The following is a 1,896-nucleotide window of genomic DNA, read 5'->3' as shown; positions in this document are numbered from 1 at the left end:
GCTTGGAACATAGGACCTCCATGTGTCGTTATTGGGACGACGAACATGGGGTCTGAGCTGACGGGCCAAACGATTGAAAAGCGCCCGGATGCGACTTAACACAATTTGCATTACAGACCCCAGGCGGTGGGCGAGGGGGGTAGTGCCCTGAGCCTGCGCGGGCTCTTGGTACGCTGCTACCGAAACGGTAGCAATCAGCAGTGCAGTTTTTACAGCCTTGGTGCTTTTCTCGAGGCGGTCGGCCATGCCGCCCCAAAGGCTTTTAGCTTCGTCGTTGGCGGCTCGGTCGTAGTGGATTTGAATCGCGACCATCGCGGGATCGTCGCCAGTGAATTGGGACAGTAGGACGATGGCCCGGTCATCGGGCAGGCTCTTGCCCAGACGGTACTTGCTGATGACAGCTTCTGTTAGACCTGTTGCCTTCGCTAGCCCGTATGCACTGGTCACGCCAGCGCCCTGCATGGCTCGCTCGATGAAGTCTTGTAAGTCAAACATATTAATTCCCGTTGAGTACTCTATGGTAGTTGTCTCTTTTTCCACAAACAACACTGAATGCTAGTTGAGCCTCAAAGGGCATTCAGCTAAATTCGGCTCCACGCGCAACCTCTCGCGCGATTCAGGAGCCGCCATGACCCGATCCCTTCAAGAGTTCGCTGCGCACATTGCCTGTGTGGTGGCGACCGATGCAGCGCGCTGCGACGGCCGTGCGTTTTCCGCTTGCACGCCCCCCACTCAACAGGAGCCAGCTCGCAGCTTGGCGGCTCCGGCTGGTTCCGAGTCGGGGGCGTGCACCGATCAGAACCGCCACCAGTTCCGCCGCTTCGCCTGGTACACGCGCTCCAAGCGTCTGATCCTGGCTTCGTTGATCGCTGCGATGGCCCCGATGGCGACAGCGGTCCAGAGTGACCAGTTGAGTAGTTCCAGCCAGGCCAGTACCTCGCTGATCGGCTGCATCGCCCTCGATGCCGCTTCGTTGCTCAAGCTCATAGTTGCTTCCTCCCTGTTGACGACGGCCATGGTCCTGGCCGCCCTGTTCTTGTGGCACGGCTTGATTCTGCCGCTAGTGAATCGGTGGGTTGATCGTTCCATCGAATCGCGTCGGGGTGGCGCATGAGGCTGCTGTACCTCTCCCTCCTGTTCATCGGCTCTTCCTTCGCGGGTTCCGCCTTGATGGGCCTTGTCTATCGGGTGTTCGCATGAGGCTGGTCGCCAAACACGCCCAGGTGGGCTACCTGACGCCGGGCCAGCGCCCTGGTTGTCGCAACTGCCGCTTTGTCGAGACCTACCGCCCCGAGAGCGGCGTTTGCTACAGCTCTCCCCGGTTGACCTGCACCAAGCACGACATCGAGGTCACCAGCGGCGGCATCTGCAATAGCCACGCTTCCCCAACTCAGGGAGTGAACTACCGGTCGCTTCTGAACGCCAGGGACATGCTCGAGCGGCAGCTGGCGGAAAAGCAGCTCACGGTCGTTCACCAGGTCGAACTCCCCAAGGCGGGGAAGTCCTACCAGGTCGCGACTGGCTTCGGCGAACGGTTGTTCAGGGAACGGACGGCTGAAGAGCAGCTTGCAGCCCGTGGTGGCCTTACGCCTGCAGAGCATTCGGCTGAGCTGGTGCGGCAGATGAAGGCTCCCCAAGCCAGGGAGCGGCGCGCATGACCATCCAGCCCTTCACCTTCGCCGATGCCGCTTCCAGGCCCTCAGCGGGCCCTCAGTTCGTCCAAGTGCTAATCGACAGGGTCCCGACCTGTGCCCGTATCCGCGAGGGCTGGGTGGCCCAGGACGGCACCTTCCTTTGGTCCGTGGTCCTGCTGTCGCCCGTGCGCGGCCGTGGCTCCTTCCCTGAGCACCGCGTGCGCCAGTGTTCCGACCTCGACGGCCTGTGCGATTGCGCCGC

At 61.6% G+C, this 1,896-nt stretch carries 4 protein-coding genes; 3 read left to right on the top strand and 1 reads right to left on the bottom strand.

What is annotated here, in order from left to right:
- The coding region (locus tag FFS10_RS22815; protein WP_137896888.1) for a hypothetical protein at positions 1-546 on the bottom strand (546 nt) is incomplete at its 3' end.
- Positions 547-628: 82 nt separating this feature from the next.
- Between FFS10_RS22815 and FFS10_RS22810 the strand changes: the two genes are divergently transcribed.
- The 3 genes from FFS10_RS22810 to FFS10_RS23250 form a co-directional block, all read left to right on the top strand.
- Positions 629-1,114 carry a hypothetical protein gene (locus tag FFS10_RS22810; protein WP_137896887.1) on the top strand — a complete coding sequence of 162 codons (486 nt, stop codon included), beginning with the start codon at positions 629-631 and terminating at the stop codon, positions 1,112-1,114.
- Between the two features lie 82 nt (positions 1,115-1,196).
- Complete coding sequence (locus FFS10_RS22805) at positions 1,197-1,658, top strand: hypothetical protein (protein ID WP_137896886.1); 462 nt, start codon at positions 1,197-1,199, stop codon at positions 1,656-1,658.
- On the top strand, positions 1,655-1,896 hold a 242-nt coding region (locus FFS10_RS23250), incomplete at its 3' end, for a hypothetical protein (protein WP_212744178.1). The genes FFS10_RS22805 and FFS10_RS23250, both read left to right, overlap by 4 nt.

The sequence above is a fragment of the Ramlibacter sp. 2FC genome (assembly GCF_005503345.1).
Taxonomy (GTDB): Bacteria; Pseudomonadota; Gammaproteobacteria; order Burkholderiales; family Burkholderiaceae_C; genus SCMQ01.
The sequence above is the reverse complement of the archived record's forward strand: the minus strand, read 5'-3'. Positions and strand labels throughout refer to the sequence as shown.